Here is a 22574-nt window from a genome sequence, read left to right as displayed (position 1 = left end):
CTATCAAATTGATAGCTGAAAGCGCTTGCGGCTTGAGGGCTGCAGGCGCTTTTTTACTTGAGTCTCAAAAAGCCGTCGTCCCCTGTACCGGCAGGCCTCGGGGTGAGCTTGCCGAATCCTTGTAACAATATGAGCATGAACACCCGACACCTTCTGCCTTTCCTCGCCAAAATCCTGGCGCTCATTTCCATCGCCACCCTGGGCTTTTCCGCCACGCTGGCGCAGGCCCAGCCCAAGGTCATGCGCATCATCGTGCCCTATGCATCCGGCGGCCCGATTGATGCGACCGCCCGCCTGATGGCCGAACGCGTCAAGGATTCACTGGGCACCGTGATCATCGAAAACCGCCCCGGCGCCGGCGGCAACATCGGCGTGGACGCGATTGCCAAGGCCGCCCCCGACGGGCTGACCATTGGCATCGCGGCCGTGGCCACGCATGCCATCAACCCTTGGCTCTTCAGCAAGATGCCCTATAACGCGGCCACCGACTTTGCGCCCATCACGCAAATGGTGCGCGTACCCAATGTGCTGGTGATGAATGCCGAAACGGCCCAACGCCTGCACATCAACACCCTGGCCGACCTCATCCAGTACGCCAAGGCCCATCCCGGCAAGCTCAACTACGCCAGCGGCGGCAATGGCAGCGCGGGCCACCTGGCCGGCGAGATGTTCAAGTCACAGGCCGGCATCTATGCGCTGCACATTCCCTACAACGGCGGCAACCCGGCGCAGCTCGCGTTGCTGGCCGGCCAGGTTGACTTCAACTTTGACAACCTCGCCACCGCCTCGGCCAACATCAAGGCCGGCAAGCTCAAGGCGCTGGCCGTGACCACCGCCAGGCGCAGCGCCATGCTGCCCGAGGTACCCGCCGTGGCCGAAACCCTCAAGGGCTTTGAGATCGACACCTGGTGGGGACTGGTGGCCCCCGCAGGCACGCCCAAGGACGTGCTTGCCAAGCTCAGCCAGGCCTACATCGCCGCCTTGCAAGCGCCTGAAACCAGAGCCCGCTTTGCCACGCTGATGGCCGAGCCGGTGGGCAGCAGCCCGGAACAGTTTGGCGCCTTCATGAAAAGCGAGTTGCGCAAGTATGAAAAAGTGGTGAAGGCTTCCGGGGCTCGGGTGGATTGAGTTTTCAAGCGTTTTAGTGCTCTAGCCCAGGTAGTATGGGCGCAGGCAGCTACTGAATTGATAGCTATTTCCCTTTGCTGCCAAGCCGGGTCTCGCCCCGGCGGGCGAGTTACTTTTTGAACACCAAACCTAACGAAAAGAAAGGCGACCCTGCTGTCTGCGACCCTTCGCTGCGCTACGGGCACCCTGTGGTGCTCGGTCCAGCCGGGGTCTCGTGCAAACTCGCCTGCGGCTCAAACAAGCACGAGCCCTGATCCGTCTGGCCCTGCGCTCCTCAGCGCATACAGAAGGGGGTGGGGAAACAAATACCAACAGCCACGCTCCGCAGAACGCGCTTTGCGCGTTCTGCTCCCCGATTCCGATTTCTTTTCCCCAACCCGTCCTGGCTGGGCTGAGCAGCGCAGGAGGGGACGGATTAAAAATTTCAGATGTCCGAAGGCTGCGCAGCAGACAAGTTTCTGAAATTTCCGTCCCCTCCGAGCAGCGCAAGGAACCGCGAAGCGGCCCAGACTGCGGGTCGCCTTTTCTTTGGGTACTTTCTTTTGGCGAAGCAAAAGTAAAGTGCCTCGCCTGCCGGGGCGAGTCCCGGCCTGGTAGTGAAGAGCACCCGCTATCAATTCAGTAGCTTCCTACGCCCGCTTCACAAGGGCCGGAGCACCAAAAGGCTTAGATTATTCGCCCAGATAGGCCGCCCTGACCCGAGGATCATTGAGCAGCGCTTTCGCATCCCCACTCATGGAGATGTTGCCCGACTCCATGACATAGCCCCGGTTGGCAATGCCGAGCGCGCGGCTGGCGTTCTGCTCGACCAGCAAAATGGTCACGCCGCGCGCGGACACGTCGCGCACCACCTCGAAAATCTTGTCCACCATGATGGGCGACAGGCCCATGGAGGGCTCATCGAGCAGCAGCACCTTGGGCCGGCTCATCAGCGCACGGCCCATGGCCAGCATCTGCTGCTCGCCGCCCGACAGGGTACCGGCCAGCTGGTCCTTGCGCTCGCGCAGCCGCGGGAACAGCTCGAACATCTTCTCGATGTCGGCGGCGATTTCGGCCTTGTCGTTGCGGATGTAGGCGCCCATCTGCAGGTTCTCGGTGATGCTCATGCGGGCGAACACGCCGCGGCCCTCGGGCACCATGGCCAGGCCCTCTTTGACCATATCCCAGGCACCCCGGCCGCGTATGCTTTTTCCCATGTATTCGATGTCGCCATCCAGCATGGGCTGCGTGCCGGTGATGGCCTTCATGGTGGTGGTCTTGCCGGCACCGTTGGAGCCGATCAGCGTCACCAGCTCGCCATCGTTGACTTCAAGGTCAACGCCCTTGACCGCCTGGATGCCGCCATAAGCCACTTTGAGGCCGGTCACTTTAAGAAGAGTGTTTGCCATATTTATTTCCTTGCGGGACTGATCTTTAGCTCTGTCCCCAACTGTTTAAGGCTCAATGACCCGTGCCCAGATAGGCGGTGATCACTTTTTCGTTTTTCTGCACCTCGGCGGGCGCGCCTTCGGCGATCTGCTTGCCGTAATCGAGCACCGTGACCCGGTCGCACAGGCCCATGACCAGCTTCACGTCGTGCTCAATCAGCAAGATGGTGCGGTTGTCCTTGCGGATCTGGTCGATCAGCTCGCGCAGATGCACTTTTTCGGTGGCGTTCATGCCGGCGGCCGGCTCGTCCAGCGCAATCAGCTGCGGATCGGTGGCCAGCGCGCGGGCGATCTCCAGACGCCGCTGGTCGCCGTAGCTCAGCGTGCGCGCCTTGAAGTCGGCGTACTTGCTGATGCCCACGTACTCCAGCAACTCCCGGGAACGCTTGGCAATGGCGGCCTCTTCCTGCTTGAAGCCCGGCGTGCGAAAGACCGCGCCCAAGAGGCCGGATTTGGTGCGGCTGTGGCGGCCAACCATCACGTTCTCCAGGGCCGTCATCTCGGGAAACAGGCGGATGTTCTGAAAGGTGCGGGCAATGCCGGCCTTGGCCACCTCGTGCACCGCCGTGGGCGTGTAGGGCTTGCCGGCCAGCTCGAAGGTGCCGCTGTCCGGCTTGTACAGACCGGTCAGCACATTGAAGAAGGTGGTTTTTCCGGCGCCGTTGGGGCCAATCAGGCCGTAGACCTGACCGCGCTCGATATGGATGCCGACATCGCTGAGGGCCTGCAGCCCGCCAAAGCGCTTGGAAACACCGGCAACTTTAAGAATGGTTTCACTCATGTCGCAATCTCCTTACGCTTTGGCCGGTTTGGACGGCGACTTGCCGTGCTCCGGCGAGGGCCAGAGACCGCGCGGGCGCATCAGCATGATGACAATCATGGCCAGCGCAATCAGCAGCTGGCGCAGGATGGCGGAATCCAGCCGGCCCTCGGTCATGGCCTGCAGCGGCCCGGCCACATGGCGCAGTATTTCTGGCAGCGAGGCCAGCAGCAAGGCCCCCAGAATCACGCCGGGCAAATAACCGATGCCGCCCAGCACCACCATGGCCACCATCATGATCGACTCCATCAGGCTGAAGGACTCCGGCGAGACAAAGCCCTGGAAGGCGGCAAACATCGAACCCGACACGCCGCCAAACGTGGCGCCCATCGCGAAGGCCAGCAGCTTCATGTTGCGGGTGTTGATGCCCATGGCCTTGGCGGCAATCTCGTCTTCGCGAATAGCCATCCAGGCGCGGCCTATGCGCGAATTTTCCAGCCGGTGGCAAATGAGCACCGAAAACATGACCAGCACCAGAAAAAGGTAGTAATACATGGACACCGAGTTGACCTGGAAGCCGAAAAGATCATGCGTCTTGCCCAGATCGAAACCAAAAAACTTCATGGAGTCGATCTGGTTGATGCCTTTGGGCCCATTGGTCAGGTTGAGGGGGCGGTCCAGGTTGTTCAGGAACACCCGGATGATTTCGCCAAAACCCAGCGTCACGATGGCCAGGTAGTCACCACGCAGCTTGAGCGTGGGCGCGCCCAGGAGGACGCCAAAGAAACCCGCGAGCGCGGCCGCCGCCGGAATGGTGGCCCAGATCGGCAGGTGCAGGCCGCTGGGGAAGGCGGCGGCAATCGCCGGAAAGGCCTCCGCCAGATGCGGCGAGCCGAGCAGCGCAAACATATAGGCACCGACCGCAAAAAAGGCCACGTAGCCGAGGTCCAGCAGGCCGGCAAAGCCGACCACAATATTGAGCCCCAGGGCCAGCAGCACATACAGCAGCGTCATGTCGACAATGCGGACCCAGGCGTTGCCGCCCTGCTGCAGAATCAGCGGCAGCACCAGCAGTGCCACCGCGGCAATCAGAAAAATCACCAGTTTGTTGGATTTCATCAGAATTTCTCCTTGTGGTTCGGCTTGGATAGCGCGGGCTCAAGCCCGGTCCGCGACCCGTTCACCCAGCAAGCCTGAGGGCCGCAGCGTCAGGATAAAAATCAGCACGATAAAGGCAAAAATATCCGAGTACTGGCTGCCCAGCACGCCGCCCGTCAGCGGGCCGATGTAGCCCGCACCAATGGATTCGATCAGCCCCAGCAAAATGCCGCCCAGCACCGCCCCGCCCAGATTGCCGATGCCGCCAAACACGGCGGCGGTAAAGGCCTTGAGACCGGGCAAAAAGCCCATGGTGTGCTGGACCGTGCCGTAGTTGGAGGCGTACATGACACCGGCCAGCGCGGCCAGGATGGCGCCAATGATGAAGGTGGCCGAAATCACCGTATCCGGGTGCACCCCCATCAGCGCGGCCACGCGCGGGTTTTCGGCGGTGGCCCGCATGGCCCGGCCCAGCCGGGTGTAGTGCACCAGCCACATCAGCACCGACAGCGACACCGCGGTGGCGCCCAGGATGAACAGCTGCGTCACGGTGATCACGGCACCGCCGAACTGGAAGGGCTCGCTGGGCAGCAGCGTGGGATAGGGCTTGTAGTTGGGCTTCCAGATGATCATGGCCAGCGTCTGCAGCAGCAGCGACATGCCGATGGCGGTGATCAGCGGCGCCAGCTTGGGCGAGTTGCGCAGCGGCCGGTAGGCAATTTTTTCGATGGTGAAATTCAGTGCCCCGCACACCACGAAGGCGATCAGCAGCGAGATCAGCAAGATCAGCCAGCCCGGTGTTCCCGGCATGGCTTCCTGCATCCAGCGGATGATGGTCCAGCTGGTGAGTGCGCCCACCATCAGGACCTCGCCATGCGCAAAATTGATGAGGTTGATGATGCCGTACACCATGGTGTAACCCAGGGCAATCAGGGCATACATGCTGCCCACGACCAGACCATTGATGATCTGCTGAAGGAATACTTCCATTCTCACTCTCCCGTTTGATTGAGATCGCCAATCCAGCTCGTACCGCGAACCCCTGGGATCACCACGAGGACGCATGAGCTAACAAAAAGCCCGCCTATCAAAACCAGGTGACTGGGTTGGGTGGCGAGCTAATTCACAAATTGTAGCCACGGGGCTCTAGCGAGAATCGGGCCAAGAGGGCCGTTTTTGCGGGGTTTACCCTTGAGAGTATTTATTTTTTTGAGCGCACCAGGGTTTATCAGAGGGTTTGGCGCCACATCAGTTTTTCTGATTGTTCTTTAGTTTCAGCTCGTTCAATTTATCGGCAATCCGGATCTCCAGGCCCCGGTTGACGGGCCGGTAAAAGCCGGGCGCCGCCATGCCGTCGGGAAAATAATTTTCACCGGCGGCGAAGCCGTCTTCCTCGTCGTGGGCGTAGCGGTAGTTCTTGCCGTAGTCCAGCTCCTTCATGAGCCGCGTGGGCGCATTGCGCAGATGCAGCGGCACCGGGCGCGTGCCGTCTTGCCTGATGAAGGCCTTGGCCTCATTGAAGGCCTTGTACACGGCATTGGACTTGGGCGCCACCGCCAGGTAAACCACGCACTGGGCCAGCGCCAGCTCGCCCTCCGGCGAGCCCAGCCGTTCATAGACCTCGGCCGCGTCGAGCGCCAGCCGCAACGCCCGCGGGTCCGCCAGGCCGATATCTTCGCTGGCCATGCGGACCAGGCGGCGCGCCATGTAGCGCGGTTCGGCACCACCGTCGAGCATGCGCATGAACCAGTAGAGTGCAGCGTCGGGGTCGGAGCCGCGCACGGATTTGTGCAGCGCCGAAATGGTGTCGTAAAACTGCTCGCCGCCCTTGTCGTAGCGGCGCAGGCGCTCGCCCAGCACCTTGAGCAGCCAGGCGTCGCTCACGCCGGTGACCTTCTCGGCCCTCGCCGCCACGCTGAGCGACTCCAGCGTATTGAGCAGGCGCCGGGCGTCGCCGTCGGCGTAGGCTATGAGGCGATCGGCCGCCTCATCCGCTATGGTTTCAATAGCTGGCAGCGCCCGTTCCTCAAGGACCCTGGCGACGATTTGCTTGAGATCGGTCTCGCCAAGAGGCTGTAGCACATAGACCACGGCGCGTGACAGCAAGGCTGAATTCACCTCGAACGAGGGGTTTTCGGTGGTGGCCCCGATAAAGGTGAACAGGCCGCTTTCCACATGCGGCAAGAAGGCGTCCTGCTGGCTTTTGTTGAAGCGGTGCACCTCGTCGACAAACACGATGGTGCGCCGGCCGCCCTGCGCTTGCCAGATGCTCGCCTGCTCGACCGCTTCGCGAATGTCCTTGACGCCGCCCAGCACCGCCGAAATGGTGATGAAATGCGCGTCGAAACTGCTGGCCATCAGCCGGGCGATGGTGGTTTTTCCGACGCCGGGCGGGCCCCAGAGAATGCAGCTGTGCGGCTGGCCGGACTCAAACGCAATGCGCAGCGGCATGCCCTCGCCCAGCAAATGCTGCTGGCCTATGACTTCACCGAGGTTTTGAGGGCGCAGGCGCTCGGCCAGGGGCTGGTGGGTTGCGGAGGTCGCCATGGTCTGCTTGCGCTGCGCCGTCATGCGGCCAGCGGACGGGGGTGGAAAACCGGGGCGTCCATCATGGACGCTGCGCCCGGGCGGCGACCGGCTTGATGGCCTGAAGGGGTAGCGGTACTATGCATCGTCATCAAGTTTATCGGACACGGGTTCGAGGTGGCCGGAAGAGTTTGAGGTCTGCCGGACCTTGCCAGCGGCAGGCCTGCAAAACCAGCCCCGCCCGCATCGCCAGCAAGAGCAATCCGCCCGTGGCGCAACAAACGCCTGGAACCATCAACGCCCAACGCGATTGGAGGCCGTGATGTCTGACTTGTCCATACGCCGGGCCCGGCCGGAAGACGTTCCAGGCATCACCGCTTGCGTGTGTGCCGCCTACCTTCACTACATCGAGCGCATCGGCAGGCAACCGGGACCCATGCTCAAAGACTATGCCGACACCGTGAGGCAATGCCAGGTTCACGTCGCCGTTCAAGACCATGCGGTGGCTGGCGTCATCGTGCTGCAACTCACCGACGAAGGCTTCTACCTGGACAACGTCGCCGTTCACCCGTCGGTCAAGGGCAGCGGTATCGGTCGCCGGTTGCTGGAACTGGCCGAATTGGAGGCCCGCCGCCAGGGCTACGCATCGATCTATCTGGCCACCCACGAGCTGATGACGGAAAACCGCGCGCTCTACTTGCGCATCGGCTACGTCGAATACGATCATCGCGTCGTCAACGGGTTCCCACGGGTGTTCTTCCGGAAGTCCTTGTCATAAGACAGGAACGCGCCCCTTCGGCAGTAGGGACTCGGCTGGCAAGGACGCCAGAGGCCGGATTACTGCCGGATCACGTCCGCGCCCTTGGGCGGCTTGAACTGGAAGGTGTCTGAAGGCAGGTTCGGGTTGACCTCCACCTTGCTGAAGCTCAGCACCGAACGCTGGCCGAAGCTGTCGAGGATTTCCAGCGCAGCCAGCCCGCTTGACTTCTCGCCGGCGCGAAAGCCCACGCGCACGGCTTGCAGCTGGCCGTCCCTGGCCTTGGGCGTGGCGACCACCCATTGCAGGCCATCCTTGTCGGGGGCTGCGGCCAGCGTGAAATCCGCCTGCAGGGCGCGCAGATCGGGCGCGGCTGCAATCAGGGCGGCGGGGGTGGAGCCCAGTGCGCTGGACTGCTTGCGCGCGGTGACCTGGTTCAGGTCCACGTCGTACAGCCACAGCGTCTGGCCGTCGGCGACTATGCTTTGTTCAAAGGGCTTTTTGTAGACGAACTTGAAGCGGTTGGGCCGGGAAAACTCGAAGGTACCGCTGGAGGTCTTGCTGCGCGCGGTTTGCCCTTCCTTGGCCGGGGCCGTGACCACCTGGCTGAACTCGGCGCGGCCGCTGCTCACCGTCCTGACGAAATTTTCAAGGCTTTCCAGGCCATTTGCCCTTGCGGACAGGGCGCAAGTAGCTATCAAAAAAGTAGCGACCAGAGTTTTCATGAAGCTCACTCCGCCCGTGTGGGCACCAGGATGTCGCGCTGGCCACTGCCACTCATGGCGCTGACCAGCCCGGCATTTTCCATGTCTTCGACCAGTCGCGCGGCGCGGTTGTAGCCGATCTTGAGGTGGCGCTGCACCAGCGAAATGCTGGCCTTGCGGTTTTTCAGCACCACTTCCACGGCCTGGTCGTACATTGGGTCCTTCTCGCCGCCACCGCCTGCCTCGCCCAGCATGCCTTCGCCCTCGCCATCGACCGTGCCGCCTTCGAGCACGCCGTCTATGTAGTTGGGCTCGCCCTGCTGCTTGAGGTAGGCGACCACGCGGTGCACCTCGTCATCGCTCACAAAGGCGCCGTGCACGCGGATCGGAAAGCCCGTGCCGCTGGGCATGTAAAGCATGTCGCCCATGCCCAGCAGGGCTTCGGCGCCCATCTGGTCGAGGATGGTGCGGCTGTCGATCTTGCTGCTGACCTGGAAGGACAACCGCGTCGGGATGTTGGCCTTGATCAGGCCGGTGATCACGTCGACGCTGGGACGCTGCGTGGCCAGCACCAGGTGAATGCCGGCGGCGCGGGCCTTTTGCGCCAGGCGCGCAATCAGCTCCTCGATCTTCTTGCCGACCACCATCATCAGGTCGGCCAGCTCATCGATCACCACCACGATGTAGGGCAGGCGCTCCAGTGGTTCGGGCTGCTCGGGGGTCAGGCTGAAGGGGTTGTAAATGAACTCCCCGCTCGCCTTGGCTTCGTCGATCTTGACGTTGTAGCCGGCCAGGTTGCGCACGCCCAGCTTGCTCATCAGCTTGTAGCGCTTTTCCATTTCGGCGACGCACCAGTTCAGCCCGTGCGCGGCCTGCTTCATGTCGGTCACCACGGGCGCCAGCAGGTGGGGAATGCCCTCGTAGACGCTCATCTCCAGCATCTTGGGGTCTATCAGCAGCAGGCGCACATCGCGCGCATCGGCCTTGTAGAGCAGGCTCAGGATCATGGCGTTGATGCCCACGGATTTACCCGAGCCGGTGGTGCCGGCCACCAGGCAGTGCGGCATTTTGGCCAGATCGGCCACCACGGCGTGGCCGCCTATGTCCTTGCCCAGGCCGATGGTGAGCAGGGACTTGGCCTCGTTGTAGGCCTGGGAGCCCAGAATCTCGCTGAGCTTGATCGACTGCCGCTTGGCGTTGGGCAACTCCAGCGCCATGTAGTTCTTGCCGGGAATGGTCTCGATCACGCGTATGGACACCAGGCTCAGGGCCCGCGCCAGGTCCTTGGCCAGGTTGACGACCTGCGAGCCCTTCACGCCCGTGGCCGGCTCGATCTCATAGCGCGTGATGACCGGCCCCGGCGCGGCGGCCACCACCCGCACTTCCACGCCAAAGTCCTTGAGCTTTTTCTCGATCAGCCGCGAGGTCATCTCCAGGGTCTCGGGCGCCACGCCTTCCTGCCGCAGCAGGGCACCGTCGAGCAGGTCGACCTGCGGCAGCTTGGAGTCGGGCATTTCGCTGAAGAGCGGCTTTTGCTTTTCCTTGATGACGCGCGCGCTTTTTGGAATGTCCATCAGCGTCGGCTCGATCAAAACCGGCACCGGGTGATGCTCTTCAATTTCGATGCGCTCGTCGATCAGTGTTTCCTCACGCTCACGCGCGGCGCGTTTTCCAACGGCCAGGTCTTCGGCCATTTCACGTTTTTCGCGACGCGAGGCTATGAGGTTGTCAATCCAGGCACCCAGCGCCAAGGCCACACGAGCCCAGGAAAAACTGAACACGACCGACACGGCAATCACGCCCAGCGCGATAAAGACCAAGCCGGAACCGGCAAAGCCCAGCCATTTGACGCCCAAGGCGCCAACCAGATAACCCAGCACACCGCCGGCATGGCCTGGCAGCCTGGCTTCAAAACGATAAAGGCGCGACCACTCGAGCGCCGTACTGGCCAGCAGCAAGAGCAGCAGGCCCAGCCAGAAGCGGATGCGACGGGCCTGTTGGGATTTTCCCGAGGCCAGCGCTTCGCTGCGCAGCCCGCGTGCCAGTGATGACAGCCAGACCTGAGCGCCTGCCGCCAGCGCCCACCAGACGGAAAAACCCAGCAAAAAGTAGCTGGCGTCCGCCAGCCAGGCGCCCAGACGGCCGCCCCAATTTCTGGCGGCAAGCTGTGCGCCGCTCACGACCTCGACATTGCCGGAGGTCGACCAGGCGGCGTCCAGCGGCGAATAGCTGAGCAGGGCTGCCAGCCAGAAGATCAGGCCGAGCAGGCCCAAGATCAGGCTGACTTCGTGAGTGAAGCGTTTCATGCCGCCGGGCGCAGGCGCGGCAGAGGTATTTCTGGAGTTCAGGGTATCGAGTGAGTAAGTCATGGCCCGACGCAGAGCTTACCGCAGTTGGGTAAGGCCCCGAAAGCCGCTGCGAGTGTCAAAACGGTCGGCAGCAGCCGTCAACCCAGCGAATGAATGTGCTCTTTCACCAGAACGGAGCCGTCCTCGCGGGTTTCGATGAAGCCCCGCTCCTCAAGGTCCTTCATGACCCGGCTGACCATCTCGCGGGAGGCACCCACCATCTTGGCCAGATCCTGGCGCGACACCTTGTCGCGTATCACGGCGTTGCCTGCGCCACCCTGGCCGGCAAACTCCAGCAGTGCACGGGCCACACGGCCGTACACATCCATCAGCGCCAGCGATTCAATTTGGCGGTCGGCGTGGCGCAGCCGCTGCACCAGGCCTTTCAGCACCGCATAGGTCATGGAGCTGTTCTCGGGCATGCAGCGCGCAAACTCCTGCCGGCCGAGGACGAGCGCGTCCGTCTGAATCTCCGCGCGCACCGTGGCCGAATGCGGCTCGTTGTCGATCAGGCTCATCTCGCCCACATAGTCGCCGGGGTGCATGGTGGCCAAAATGACCTCGCGACCCCGGACATCGGTGGTGACGACGCGCGCACGGCCCGTCAGGATGATGGACAGGGCATCTGATTTCTTACCCTGCTCCACAATAGGTTCGCCACGCTTGAAACGGCGCTTCGCCACGGCATCAGCCACAGACTCCGCCTGGCTGGCCGTCAGCATGGAAAAAAGCGGTACCCGGCGAATCAATTCCAGGTTGGACACCATTGTTGCCATAGCAGCTTACTCCTAACCTCACAACCGACTCGGGCGGCATGAGTTCATACAATGGTCAGTATTTTGCAAGAAAACGGATACCGTCAAAGTTTTACCTTCTGCAGCACTTTTGTGCCCACTTTGGTGCCACTTGACTCTACCTGAGTTCCAACTCTTTCCCAACCAGTTTTTTCATCATGAAACATTCCAAAGTTCTCATCCTCGGTTCAGGACCCGCGGGCTATACCGCAGCGGTGTATGCGGCGCGCGCCAACCTCAACCCCGTGCTGATCACCGGCATCGCCCAGGGCGGCCAGCTCATGACCACCACCGACGTTGACAACTGGCCGGCAGATGTTGACGGCGTGCAGGGGCCGGATCTGATGCAGCGCTTCCTGGCCCATGCGGAGCGTTTCAAGACCGAGATTATTTTTGACCACATCAACAAAGTCGATTTCAGCCAGCGCCCTTTCACCTTGACGGGCGACAGCGGAAGCTACACCTGCGACACCCTGATCATCGCCACCGGCGCATCGGCCAAATACCTGGGACTGGAGTCGGAATCCGCCTTCATGGGACGCGGCGTTTCCGGCTGCGCCACCTGCGACGGATTCTTTTACCGTGAGCAGGAGGTCTGCGTGGTGGGCGGCGGCAACACCGCCGTCGAAGAAGCGTTGTACCTGTCCAACATTGCCAGCAAGGTCACGCTGGTGCACCGCCGCGATCAATTCAGGGCCGAAGCCATCCTGATCGACAAACTCCACGAGAAAGTTGCGGCGGGCAAGATTGAACTCAAACTGCACCACACGCTGGACCAGGTACTCGGCGACGCCTCGGGCGTGACCGGCGTGCGGCTCAAAAGCACGCGGGATGACTCCACCAGGGACATCGCGCTCAAGGGTTGCTTTATTGCCATTGGCCACCAGCCCAACACCGAGATTTTTGCCGGCCAGCTGGAGATGAAAGACGGCTACATCATCACCAAAACCGGCCTGCAGGGCTTTGCCACCATGACCAGCGTGCCTGGCATTTTTGCCGCCGGCGACGTGCAGGACCACGTGTATCGCCAGGCGATTACCAGCGCGGGCACGGGCTGCATGGCGGCACTGGATGCACAGCGTTTTCTGGAGCAGGCGCAGTAAGCGCAAAATCCCTTATAATTAAAGGCTTTGCCAAATCTGGCCCTTAAAGGCTAGTCTTGGCAACTCCGGGTTACCGCCACCCTTTCCTGGCGAGGTGAGGCAGAAATGACGACAGGCGCCTAGCGCTTGGACGATGTGACTGCTGTTAAAAATATTGGAGTGCTCATGGCACGCGTATGTGAAGTAACGGGCAAGCGCCCGATGGTGGGCAACAATGTCTCCCACGCCAACAACAAAACCAAACGCAGGTTTCTGGTGAATCTGCAGTACCGCCGTTTCTGGGTCGAAAGCGAAAACCGCTGGGTTCGCCTGCGCGTTTCCAGCGCAGCCCTGCGCCTGATCGACAAAAACGGTATTGATGCTGTGCTCGCAGACCTGCGCGCACGCGGCCAAGCTTAAGGAGCACCATCATGGCTAAAGGCGCACGCGAAAAAATCAAGCTGGAATCCACTGCCGGCACCGGTCACTTCTACACGACCACCAAGAACAAGAAAACCACGCCCGACAAAATGCTGATCATGAAATTTGATCCCAAGGCACGCAAGCACGTGGAATACAAGGAAATCAAGCTGAAGTAATTCAGCCTGATGCCTGCAACACCCTGTGTTGCCAAAAAACCCGCTGCATCCCAGCGGGTTTTTTTATGCTTCTTCGCTTCTTCTTTTCTGTCCCCTGCCCCCTCCTGCCCCATCAACCATCCCACCTCCGTGTCAGCCAGGTTTTCCGGCCGGCCACAAGACACCCGGCCAAGCAAGGCCCATAAAAAAGCCGCCCCAGCGACATATCGCTGAGGCGGCTTTGATGATTTCAATTCAGATCAGATCCATCCGAACCATTCCATCGGGTCAGGTGCGTGCGGCACGCAATTTCATCGAGAACTCGCGAAGTGCGGCAATGCCACTTTCTTCGGCGCGGTGGCACCAGGCCTGCAGATCAGTCGCGAGTTGTTCGCGCGAAGCCGATGTGCTGAGCCACATCTGACGCAACTCTTCACGCATGGTGACCATCTTGTCCAGCACCGGGTGCTCGGCGCGAACCTGGGCGATTTGCGGCTTGGCGGCTGCCGGCACCTTGTCATCGTCTCGGTGCAACCAGCGGTTGGCCGTGCGCAACATGGACACGTCGGCTTTTTGGGCTTCCAGCGTCGCGATCTCGGCCTTGCCGGCGCGGCGCAGTTCACGCGCGAAACTGGCCATCACCTCGTAGCGATGGGCAATCAGGGCTTCCAGCGTTTTCTCGTCAGCCACGGGCTGGATCGCGCCCAGCTGAAGCTTGGGCGGCACCTTTTTCACGGTCGCCAGGCCCACTTTTTCCATGGCGCGTATATAGGCCCAGCCAATGTCGAATTCGTAGGGCTTGACCGAGAACTTGGCCGACGTGGGATAGGTGTGGTGGTTGTTATGCAACTCTTCACCGCCAATGATGATGCCCCAGGGCGAAATATTGGTACTGGCGTCAGGCGCTTCAAAGTTGCGGTAGCCCCAGTAGTGGGCAATGCCATTGATGATGCCGGCAGCGGTCAGGGGAATCCAGACCATTTGAACCGCCCAGACCGTCAAACCAGCCGCACCGAACAGCGCCAGGTTGATGATCATCATCAAACCGACACCCTGCCAGCTGTAACGCGTGTAGACATTGCGCTCCACCCAGTCATTGGGCGTGCCATGGCCAAACTTGGCCAGGGTTTCCTTGTTTTTGCTTTCCGCGCGATACAGCTCGGCACCTTTCCAGAAGACGGTTTCAATGCCGCGCGTCTGGGGGCTGTGGGGATCTTCGGCAGTTTCGCATTTGGCGTGGTGCTTGCGGTGAACCGACACCCACTCCTTGGTGACCTGACCGGTACCCAGCCAGAGCCAGAAGCGGAAGAAATGTGAGGGGATGGCGTGCAAATCCATGGCACGATGCGCCTGATGGCGGTGCAGATAAATCGTCACGCTGGCAATCGTGATGTGGGTCGTCACCAGGGTGTACAACACGATTTGCCACCAGCTGGCAGCGAGCAGACCATTCGCCAGCCAGTCAATGGCGGCATCAAAAAAAATCATAAAAGTCCTCTAAACAATCTGCACCAGCTAAGACTTAAAAAGATACGCATCTATACGGCTGCACCAGATAACCCTAGATTGTATGCCGACAGGTCTGAAATGCCAAGACCCTTTTCAGACCCCAACAAAGCCAGAAAAGTTCACAAAATCACAGATAGTCCGGCAAAAAGCATCTACACCATACCTTTTGCCGCCAAATTATTGGGCTTTTTGCCAGACAGCAGCGAAGAAACCATCTGTTTCATGCCGGTAAGGCCAGAGGCGAAGGTAGGGCCCGCTGCCAAGCTTTTCGGCATGCTCCACCCCTAACTGGCTTAGCAATGGCGCTGTTTCAAGGACATTGAACTCTTTATTGGCTGCGCTGAAGGCCTCGGCAATCGCTTCATTTTCATCGCGCAGGACGCTGCAGGTGGCGTAAACCAGGCGCCCGCCGGGCTTCAGAAGGCGTGCCGCGCTTTGCAAAATGGCGGTTTGCTTGGCGGTCAGCTCCTGAATCGCCTTGGGACTCTGCCGCCACTTCAGGTCAGGATTGCGCCGCAAGGTGCCCAGCCCCGAGCAGGGCGCGTCCACCAGCACCCGGTCTATCTTGCCGGCCAGCCGCTTGATGCGGTCATCGCGCTCATGCGCAATCGCCACCGGATGGACGTTGGACAGGCCGCTGCGTGCCAGCCTGGGCTTGAGCGCATCCAGCCGGTGGCCGGAGGTGTCGAAAGCGTACAGGCGCCCGGTGTTGCGCATGGAAGCGCCAATGGCCAGCGTCTTGCCGCCGGCGCCGGCGCAAAAGTCCACCACCATTTCGCCGCGCTTGGCATCGAGCAGCAGGGCCAGCAGCTGCGAGCCCTCGTCCTGCACTTCAATCGCACCGCGCGTGAAGGCATCCAGCCTGGCCAGCTGCGGCTTGTCCGCCAGCCGCAGGCCCCAGGGAGAATACGGTGTCGCTACTGTTTTAATAGCTTCCTTCGCAAGCTCCTTCTGCACTTCAGCCCTTTTATCCTTCAAGGTATTGACACGCAAGTCCAGCCCCGCGGGGGCGTTGAGGCTTTCGACCAGCGGCCAGAAATCATCACCCAACTGGGCTTTCAGCGGCTCGACCAGCCACTGCGGCAGGTTGTGGCGGTGCAGCTCCATCAGGTCCGAGGGCTTGACCTGGTCGCAGCGGGCCAGCCAGTCCTTTTCCTGGTCGCTCAATGCGCTCAGCAGGTAGTCGCGTTCGGCGGCAAAACCCAGAATCGCCAGACGGCGCTCCACGGGGCCGCTGCCATGCTGGGCGAGGTAGGTGTAAAGATTTTTTTTGCGCAACACGCCGTAAACCGTCTCGGCCAAGGTGGCGCGCTCGCGGGGGCCCAGGCGCAGCTCGCGGAAATAGCGCGACACCACCATGTCGGCGGGGTGGTCAAATTTGAGAACCTGCTTGATGAGCTCGGAACAACTGTCGAGTAAGGCTTTAGGATGCATAGCCCCTATTGTCCCATTGCGGCCCTCTGGGCCACTTTTTGAGTCCTGATTGACCATGTCCGACGCCCTTCCCCCGCTGATCACCACGCCGCCCGGCCTGTACCGCCATTACAAGGGCATGCTGTATGAGGTGCTGGGCACGGTCCGCCACAGCGAAACACTGGAGCCCATGACGCTGTACCGGGCGCTCTACGGCGAAAAAGGCCTGTGGGTGCGGCCGGCCGCCATGTTCAATGAAGAGGTCGTGATCGACGGCATCCGGCAAGCACGCTTCACCCGGGAGGCCAAATAGGCGCAGATGGCGGCGGGCCAGCGCCGTCACCGATAATTGAGGGTTATGTCCGAAACCACCGATATCGCCAAACAGGTCAAGCGCCGCCGCACGTTTGCCATCATTTCCCACCCCGACGCCGGCAAGACCACGCTGACTGAAAAGCTGCTGCTGTTCTCGGGCGCCATCCAGATCGCCGGCAGCGTGAAGGCCCGCAAGGCCGCGCGCCACGCCACATCCGACTGGATGGAAATTGAAAAGCAGCGCGGCATCTCGGTGGCCAGCTCGGTCATGCAGATGGAATACCGCGACTGCGTCATCAACCTGCTCGACACCCCCGGCCACCAGGACTTCTCGGAAGACACCTACCGCGTGCTGACGGCCGTGGACGCCGCGCTGATGGTGATTGATGCGGCCAATGGCGTCGAGCCGCAGACGCGCCGCCTGCTGCAGGTCTGCCGCGCCCGCAACACGCCCATCCTCACGTTCGTCAACAAAATGGACCGCGAGGTGCAGGACCCGATGAGCGTGATGGACGAGATCGAGCAGGAACTGGGCATGACGGTCGTGCCCTTCACCTGGCCGGTCGGCATGGGCAAGCTGTTCCACGGCGTTTATGACCGGCGCGAAAAACGCATGCGCGTCTTCAGCCCCGGCGAAGACAAGGCCGGCGGCGACGATGAAATTCTGGCCGGCCTGGACAACGCCGAGGCGGCCAAACGCTTTGGCGCCGAATTCACGCAGGCGCAGGACGAGCTGGAGCTGCTGGAGGGCGCATCGCCCGAATTCAACCGCGAAGACTTCCTAAGCGGCAAGCAAACGCCCATGTTTTTCGGCTCTGCCATCAACAACTTCGGCGTGCAGGAAGTGCTGGACGCGCTGGTCGATCTGGCCCCGGCACCGGCCGAACGCCCGGCCATGCAGCGCGTGGTGCAACCGCAGGAAAAGAAATTCTCCGGCGTGGTGTTCAAGATCCAGGCCAATATGGACCCGGCGCACCGCGACCGCATCGCCTTCCTGCGCGTGGCCAGCGGCGAGTTCTCGCGCGGCATGCGCCTGAAGGTGGTGCGCAGCGGCAAGGAGCTGCGGCCCAACACGGTGGTGAGCTTCATGAGCCAGCGCCGCGAACTGCTGGACACCGCCTTTGCCGGCGACATCATAGGCATTCCCAACCACGGCGTGCTACAGCTGGGCGACACGCTGACCGAGGGCGAGGCGCTGCAGTTCACCGGCCTGCCCTTCTTCGCGCCGGAAATGTTCCGCGCCGTGGAAGTGGCCGACCCGCTGCGCAGCAAGCAGCTGCGCGCCGGCCTCACGCAGCTGGGTGAGGAAGGTGCGATCCAGGTGTTTCGCCCCATCGCCGGCTCGCTGCTGCTGCTGGGCGCGGTTGGCCAGCTGCAGTTTGAAGTGGTGGCGCACCGGCTGGAGCATGAGTACGGCGTGAAGGCCCGCATCATGGGCAGCAACTTCAACCTGGCGCGCTGGGTTACTTCAGATGACACCCACGAGCTGAAAAAATTCATGGATGCCAACGCGCACCGCGTGGCCCTCGATGCCGTCGATGCGCCCACCCTGCTGGTCGATCACAGCGCCACCTTGCGCGCGGTGGAGCAGCAGTGGCCCAAGATCAAGTTCCATGCGCTGCGCGAGCACGCCGGGCTGGTTTTTCAGGCGAAGATGTAGTGATTTAGGGCTCTAGCCCACGATGTACGGGCGCAAGCAGCTACTTTTTTTGTAGCAGAAATAATGAAGAAAAAGGCGGATGCTGGCGACGGCCACGCATCCGCCCCAGCGCTTTAGTTCGCCTTCAGCAAATCGCCGACTTCCAGCAACACCAGCTCGTTGTCGTCGGCCTTGTTGGGCTCACGGCTGCTGGAGAACGGCAGGTTGTTGTCGTTGCCGACCACGATGTGCGTGGCGTCCACCACATCGACGTTTTCAATCGTGAAGAAGGGAAAGGTCAGCACGCCGTTGTTGAGCGGCTTGCGCGCCAGCTTGGCCGGGTCGGCGATAGCCATCAGATCGATGTAGCCGATCTTGCGCAGCGCACCGCCCACGTTGGCATCGCTTAGCTCCACCTTGTAGACACGTTTGAACTTGGCGATGTCGTGAAAGCAATCGGTACGTTTCTGGCCTTCCGGGCAGGCCTTGTCGGCCGTGCCTTCGCCGTTGTCGCGCTCAATGATGAGGCCGGTCGTACCGTCGATCATGTTGAAGTCGCCAATCGCGTGGCCGTTGTTCTCCAGCACATACTTCCAGTGGCGGCCGGTCCAGGTTTCGCGCTTCACATCGAACTCGAGCACGCGCAGGTAGTCTTTGTCGTTCAGCTTCTCGTTGGCCTTGGCAGACGCATCCCACAACGCGCCTTCCAGCAGCGCATAGAGCTTGCTGCCGTCTTTGGACACCGCCATGCCTTCAAAGCCCTTGGAACGGCGCACCTGGAAATCCACCGCACCGCCGGGCACGGCCGGCGTGGTCACAGCCGGATGATCGGGCGAGCGCACCACCTTGCCGTCGACCAGCGTCTCAAACACGGCCAGCACTTTGCCCTTCAGGTCGGTCTTGATCAGGAAGGGGCCGAACTCGTCGCCAATCCACAGGGCACCGCCGGCAAACTGGAAGCTCTCGGTGTCGAAGTCGCTGCCCGTCAGGTAGCGCTGCCGTGTGCCTTCATGGACGATGCGAAACGGCACTTTTTTGTCCGGATCATGCAGGAAAATCGTTTCCAGGCGCTTCATGCTGCCGCCCTTGAAGTCGATGCGGTAGCGGTTGAGGTACAGCATCGAATCGGGCGAGTTGGCCTTGGAACCAAAGCCGTTGTCGGTCAGGATCCAGAAACTGCCGTCGGGCATTTTCTTGATGCCGGAGTGACCCTGCAATGGCTGACCCTTGAAGGGCAGGGACACGCCGGTGGGGCGGCCGGCCGACAAGCCTTCGACCGTGCCGACGGCCTCCACGCGCTTGCCCGTGGTGAATTTGGCGCTGATCTGCAGGTCTTGCGGCGCGTCCTTGGGCGCTGCGATAAAGGACTTTGCGGGCATCACCACATGGCCGGCCAGGGTGGCGGAATAGGCGGGAACAGCGGTCTGCGCGTAAAGCGGTGATGAAGCCAGGGCGGCAGCAGCCGCAGCAATAAGAGCGAGCGCCAGCGCCCCCAGCGGCAGCATGGGGGCCGTGGCCAGAAACTTCAGGGCTGTGCGTCGGGTGGGGTGGGTAGGATGAGCCAGGTCGGGCATTTTTTTGATTCCAAGGGTTAGGCGCAGGCCGTGGAAGAGCCCGCGCTGCTGGAATCATAAAAACCGTGCGTGACAGTTTTTTGAAAGGATTTTGAAAGGAGCGTCGTTCTGTGGGTGAAGCAAGCGCAGGCGGCGCTTGAAAATTCAAGGAATCATCACGAGCTAGGCAACGGCACGTCAAAATGACCTCGCGTGGAATTTCCCCAAAAGGCAGCCCATGATGACCTCACTCAACATCGACTTGGTGTCCGACGTTTCCTGCCCCTGGTGCGTGATTGGCCTGAAGTCGCTGGATCAGGCGCTTGCGCGGGTGGACCAGGATATCAAGGCCGAGCTGCTGCTGGGCACGGTGGGCCAGCTGCAGTTTGAAGTGGTGGCGCACCGGCTGGAACATGAGTACGGCGTCAAGGCCCGCATCATGGGCAGCAACTTCAACTGGCGCGCTGGGTCACCTCCGACGACGCCAACGAGCTGAAAAAATTCATGGACGCCAACTCGCACCGCGTGGCCCTCGATGCCGTCGATGCACCCACCCTGCTGGTGGACCACAGCGCCACCCTGCGTGCGGTGGAGCAGCAGTGGCCCAAGATCAAGTTCCATGCGCTGCGCGAGCACGCCGGGCTGGTTTTCCAGTCGAAGATGTAGGCGATTTAGCCTTCAAGCCCAATCAATATGGGCGCAGGAAGCTACATTTTTCATAGCAAAATCGTTCGGGACAGTATGCCGACGGTACGAGTTGCAACGCCGGCTTCAGCACACGGGCATTCAAAAGCGGATGGCGGCATAGACCGCATCCGCCGTCCTCTCCCCATCCACCATCAAGACCTCAGATACAGGAAAGATCCTTCCATCGGCCAAGTGAGTCTGACGCGTGGGTGACTTGCACCAGGCTGGCAACGGGCTCATCACCCAATGTCAGCGCCAGGACCACGGTGTGCACCGCCGGATCCTCCAGCGCCGCACGCAGCATTCCCGTGCCGGCTTCACTGCCCGGCGCTGCCGTGCGGAGCAAATCGAGCAGGCGGGCGCCGAGCACCGGGTCCAGCGCGGCGGGCAAATCCATGGTCAGCCGTTGCGAAACAGGAAACTGTAGGCATTGAGGGCCGGCACGCCGCCCAGGTGCGCATAAAGCACGCGCGAGCCGGCCGGGAATTCGCCAAGGCGGACCTTGTCGATCATGCCCTGCATGGACTTGCCTTCGTACACCGGGTCGGTCAGCATGCCCTCCTGCCGTGCGCACAGGCGGATCGCCTCCAGCGTGCCTTCGGACGGCAGGCCGTATTCGGGGCCGCCATAGCGGGTGTCCAGCACAACATCCTTCTCGGTGATGTCACGATCCAACTCGACCAGCCTGGCGGTGTTCTGTGCAATGCGCAGGATTTGCGCCCTGGTTTGCGCGGGCTTGGCGGAGGCATCGATGCCGATGACCCGATCGGCCCGACCGTCCGCGGCAAAGCCGACCACCATGCCGGCCTGGGTACTGCCGGTGACCGAGCAGACAACGATGTAATCGAATTTGAAGCCAAGCTCGGCCTCCTGCGCCCGCACTTCTTCGGCAAAGCCGACAAAGCCCAGGCCGCCATAAGGATGCTCGGAGCAGCCGGCCGGAATGGGAAAGGGCTTGCCGCCGGCTTTGCGCACATCGTCCATCGCCTGCTCCCAGCTCGGGCGAATGCCGATATCGAAACCGGCCGCATCCAGGCGCACGTCGGCGCCCATGATGCGCGACATCTCGATATTGCCAACGCGGTCGTACACCGCATCGGAATAGTTCACCCAGTTCTCCTGCACCAGCACGCACTTCATGCCCAGATGCGCCGCCACGGCCGCCACCTGGCGCGTCTGGTTGGACTGGATGCCGCCGATGGAGACCAGCGTGTCGCAGCCTTGCGCCAGCGCCTCGGGAATCAGGTATTCGAGCTTGCGGGTCTTGTTGCCGCCGAAGGCCAGGCCGCTGTTGCAGTCCTCGCGCTTGGCATACAGCTCGACCTTGCCGCCCAGGTGGGCGCTCAGGCGCTTGAGCGGCTGGATGGGCGTGGGGCCGAAGGTCAGCGAATGTCTGGGAAACTTTTTGAGATTGAGCGTGAGTGGCATGGATCGTGGTTCCGGTGAAAGCCCCATTGCGTGGACTGTGATGGCCGCAAAAAAGGAGGGCATGGCTGGCTCTAAGGTGTTGAACAGTCGTGCATAAATCGTAGCCAGACATGGCAGAAATTAATTGCATACTCTTGATGACAAAGCTATGCATTCATCTTCTTTCGGGATTTGAATAAAATTAATTTTGATATTTTTTGAATTCATGCAATATTTATCCAATACATCTATGGAAATCACACTCGACCGGATTGACCGCAAGCTCCTGAAGCTGCTGCAGCAGGACGCCTCCCTGCCCAACATCGAATTGGCTGAAAAAACCAACCTCAGCCCGCCCGCCTGCTCGCGGCGCATTGCCAAGCTCAGGGAGCTGGGGCTGATCCGCAAAACCGTGGCGCTGGTGAACCCGCGGGCGCTGGGCTACAACGGCCTGGTCATCATTGGCGTGGTGTTGGACCGCTCGACCACCGACTCCTTTGCCGCCTTTGAAAAGGCGGCCGCCGGCCTGACGGGCTGTCTGGAAGTGCAACTGGTGACCGGTGAATTTGATTACTTTGTGAAGCTGCGCATTCAGAGCATCGACTCCTTCAACGAATTGCATGCGGCGCAGTTGATAGGTCTGCCGGGCGTGAGGCAGATTCGCACCTTTGTGTGTTTGAAAGAGGTGTTTGAGACTACGGCGATTCCTGTTTGAGCCCAATGAATATGAGCGAAAACAGCTATTGAATTGATAGCCAATTCGGTCGGCCGCGTTGATGTTGGGGCTGTGGGTTTTCACTACCAGGCCGGGCCTCGCCCCGGCGGGCGACTCACTTTCTCTTGCTTCGC

General features: G+C 61.3%; 21 protein-coding genes and 1 pseudogene. 9 read left to right on the top strand and 13 right to left on the bottom strand.

Translation table 11 applies throughout. The features are described 5' to 3' along the window. Positions 1-135 precede the first annotated feature (135 nt). Positions 136-1128, top strand: coding sequence for a Bug family tripartite tricarboxylate transporter substrate binding protein (locus tag PJE01S_RS15090; protein WP_068834546.1), 993 nt, complete (start codon positions 136-138; stop codon positions 1126-1128). A 671-nt stretch (positions 1129-1799) separates the two neighbouring features. Here PJE01S_RS15090 and PJE01S_RS15085 read toward each other — a convergent pair. From PJE01S_RS15085 to PJE01S_RS15065, 5 genes are all read right to left on the bottom strand, one after another. After that, positions 1800-2516: an ABC transporter ATP-binding protein gene (locus tag PJE01S_RS15085; protein ID WP_068834464.1), complete on the bottom strand. Its 717-nt coding sequence runs from the start codon at positions 2514-2516 to the stop codon at positions 1800-1802. A gap of 52 nt (positions 2517-2568) precedes the next feature. Continuing rightward, positions 2569-3336: an ABC transporter ATP-binding protein gene (locus PJE01S_RS15080; RefSeq protein ID WP_068834463.1), complete on the bottom strand. Its 768-nt coding sequence runs from the start codon at positions 3334-3336 to the stop codon at positions 2569-2571. A 12-nt stretch (positions 3337-3348) separates the two neighbouring features. Further along, positions 3349-4434, bottom strand: coding sequence for a branched-chain amino acid ABC transporter permease (locus PJE01S_RS15075; protein ID WP_068834462.1), 1086 nt, complete (start codon positions 4432-4434; stop codon positions 3349-3351). A gap of 39 nt (positions 4435-4473) precedes the next feature. Further along, positions 4474-5403 (bottom strand): branched-chain amino acid ABC transporter permease, encoded by a 930-nt coding sequence (locus tag PJE01S_RS15070; protein ID WP_068834461.1) that lies wholly within the window; start codon positions 5401-5403, stop codon positions 4474-4476. A 258-nt stretch (positions 5404-5661) separates the two neighbouring features. Further along, on the bottom strand, positions 5662-6960 hold the full coding sequence (locus tag PJE01S_RS15065) for a replication-associated recombination protein A (RefSeq protein WP_068834545.1): 1299 nt from the start codon (positions 6958-6960) through the stop codon (positions 5662-5664). Positions 6961-7261: 301 nt separating this feature from the next. Between PJE01S_RS15065 and PJE01S_RS15060 the strand changes: the two genes are divergently transcribed. After that, positions 7262-7717: a GNAT family N-acetyltransferase gene (locus PJE01S_RS15060; protein WP_068834544.1), complete on the top strand. Its 456-nt coding sequence runs from the start codon at positions 7262-7264 to the stop codon at positions 7715-7717. Between the two features lie 59 nt (positions 7718-7776). Here PJE01S_RS15060 and lolA read toward each other — a convergent pair whose 3' ends face one another. The 3 genes from lolA to PJE01S_RS15045 form a co-directional block, all read right to left on the bottom strand. Further along, on the bottom strand, positions 7777-8421 hold the full coding sequence (gene lolA / locus PJE01S_RS15055) for an outer membrane lipoprotein periplasmic chaperone LolA (protein WP_068834460.1): 645 nt from the start codon (positions 8419-8421) through the stop codon (positions 7777-7779). A gap of 5 nt (positions 8422-8426) precedes the next feature. Beyond that, a complete protein-coding gene (locus tag PJE01S_RS15050; protein ID WP_068834459.1) occupies positions 8427-10769 on the bottom strand; it encodes a DNA translocase FtsK in 2343 nt (780 codons plus the stop codon). A 77-nt stretch (positions 10770-10846) separates the two neighbouring features. After that, on the bottom strand, positions 10847-11524 hold the full coding sequence (locus PJE01S_RS15045; RefSeq protein ID WP_068834458.1) for a Crp/Fnr family transcriptional regulator: 678 nt from the start codon (positions 11522-11524) through the stop codon (positions 10847-10849). Positions 11525-11700: 176 nt separating this feature from the next. On the opposite strand from PJE01S_RS15045, the gene trxB reads away from it, so the two are divergent. The 3 genes from trxB (at position 11701) to rpmG (ending at position 13223) form a co-directional block, all read left to right on the top strand. After that, entirely contained in the window at positions 11701-12645 is a 945-nt protein-coding gene (gene trxB, locus PJE01S_RS15040) for a thioredoxin-disulfide reductase (protein ID WP_068834457.1), read from the top strand. A 165-nt stretch (positions 12646-12810) separates the two neighbouring features. Next, the gene (gene rpmB, locus PJE01S_RS15035) at positions 12811-13044 is read left to right on the top strand and encodes a 50S ribosomal protein L28 (RefSeq protein WP_068834456.1); all 234 of its coding nucleotides are present in this window, start codon (positions 12811-12813) and stop codon (positions 13042-13044) included. An 11-nt stretch (positions 13045-13055) separates the two neighbouring features. Next, on the top strand, positions 13056-13223 hold the full coding sequence (rpmG, locus tag PJE01S_RS15030) for a 50S ribosomal protein L33 (protein ID WP_007863188.1): 168 nt from the start codon (positions 13056-13058) through the stop codon (positions 13221-13223). 267 nt (positions 13224-13490) lie between these two features. Here the strand turns inward: rpmG and PJE01S_RS15025 are convergent, their stop codons facing one another. Continuing rightward, entirely contained in the window at positions 13491-14690 is a 1200-nt protein-coding gene (locus PJE01S_RS15025; RefSeq protein ID WP_068834455.1) for a DesA family fatty acid desaturase, read from the bottom strand. Between the two features lie 198 nt (positions 14691-14888). Further along, on the bottom strand, positions 14889-16145 hold the full coding sequence (locus tag PJE01S_RS15020) for an RsmB/NOP family class I SAM-dependent RNA methyltransferase (protein WP_068834454.1): 1257 nt from the start codon (positions 16143-16145) through the stop codon (positions 14889-14891). Between the two features lie 55 nt (positions 16146-16200). Here PJE01S_RS15020 and PJE01S_RS15015 point away from each other — a divergent pair, with 55 nt between their 5' ends. Both PJE01S_RS15015 and PJE01S_RS15010 read left to right on the top strand, forming a co-directional pair. After that, positions 16201-16437, top strand: coding sequence for a DUF1653 domain-containing protein (locus PJE01S_RS15015; protein ID WP_068834453.1), 237 nt, complete (start codon positions 16201-16203; stop codon positions 16435-16437). Positions 16438-16482: 45 nt separating this feature from the next. Beyond that, positions 16483-18099 carry a peptide chain release factor 3 gene (locus PJE01S_RS15010; protein WP_068834452.1) on the top strand — a complete coding sequence of 539 codons (1617 nt, stop codon included), beginning with the start codon at positions 16483-16485 and terminating at the stop codon, positions 18097-18099. A 113-nt stretch (positions 18100-18212) separates the two neighbouring features. On the opposite strand, the gene PJE01S_RS15005 is transcribed toward PJE01S_RS15010, so the two are convergent. Continuing rightward, on the bottom strand, positions 18213-19583 hold the full coding sequence (locus tag PJE01S_RS15005; protein WP_068834543.1) for an esterase-like activity of phytase family protein: 1371 nt from the start codon (positions 19581-19583) through the stop codon (positions 18213-18215). A 403-nt stretch (positions 19584-19986) separates the two neighbouring features. Between PJE01S_RS15005 and prfC the strand changes: the two are divergent. Further along, positions 19987-20297, top strand: a pseudogene (gene prfC / locus PJE01S_RS25205) (peptide chain release factor 3); the annotation flags it as partial. Between the two features lie 181 nt (positions 20298-20478). Here the strand turns inward: prfC and PJE01S_RS14995 are convergent. Together PJE01S_RS14995 and PJE01S_RS14990 are read right to left on the bottom strand one after the other, a co-directional pair. Beyond that, positions 20479-20715, bottom strand: coding sequence for a hypothetical protein (locus tag PJE01S_RS14995; RefSeq protein WP_068834450.1), 237 nt, complete (start codon positions 20713-20715; stop codon positions 20479-20481). A gap of 2 nt (positions 20716-20717) precedes the next feature. After that, positions 20718-21746: a 1-aminocyclopropane-1-carboxylate deaminase gene (locus PJE01S_RS14990; RefSeq protein WP_068834449.1), complete on the bottom strand. Its 1029-nt coding sequence runs from the start codon at positions 21744-21746 to the stop codon at positions 20718-20720. 229 nt (positions 21747-21975) lie between these two features. Here PJE01S_RS14990 and PJE01S_RS14985 point away from each other — a divergent pair, with 229 nt between their 5' ends. Further along, on the top strand, positions 21976-22440 hold the full coding sequence (locus PJE01S_RS14985) for an Lrp/AsnC family transcriptional regulator (protein WP_068834448.1): 465 nt from the start codon (positions 21976-21978) through the stop codon (positions 22438-22440). The last annotated feature ends 134 nt before the right edge of the window (positions 22441-22574 follow it).

The sequence above is a fragment of the Polaromonas jejuensis NBRC 106434 genome (assembly GCF_001598235.1).
Lineage (GTDB): Bacteria > Pseudomonadota > Gammaproteobacteria > Burkholderiales > Burkholderiaceae_C > Polaromonas > Polaromonas jejuensis.
This window is presented reverse-complemented; position numbering and strand designations above follow the sequence as displayed.